Raw genomic sequence first — 237 nt, 5'->3', positions numbered from 1 at the left:
CTATAACGACGGCCTCAAGGTCTATATCAAGATGCCCGATGCGATTACGACGTCGGAAGCGCCGATACTCGTTTTGCTGGGCAAAGACGACAAGCCTGAGCTGGTCAATTGGCGTCCTAGCTCCTCCGACCCGACGTTGTATGAGGTCGACAAGCTGTTTGACAAAGCGATGCTGGTGGTCGGGTCGGACGGCGACGAGAAGAAGATCACGATCACGTGGACGAAGAACAAACGCTC

1 protein-coding gene is annotated in these 237 nt (G+C 54.9%); it reads left to right on the top strand.

Features of this window, described 5'->3' with window-relative positions:
• On the top strand, positions 1-237 hold a 237-nt coding region (locus SB724_RS21735), incomplete at both ends, for a TrbG/VirB9 family P-type conjugative transfer protein (protein WP_410573141.1).

The organism is Bacillus sp. SIMBA_031 (assembly GCF_046535225.1).
Taxonomy (GTDB): domain Bacteria; phylum Bacillota; class Bacilli; order Bacillales; family Bacillaceae; genus Bacillus; species Bacillus velezensis.
Note: the sequence above shows the minus strand (reverse complement) of the source record. Positions and strands in the feature narration are given on the sequence as shown.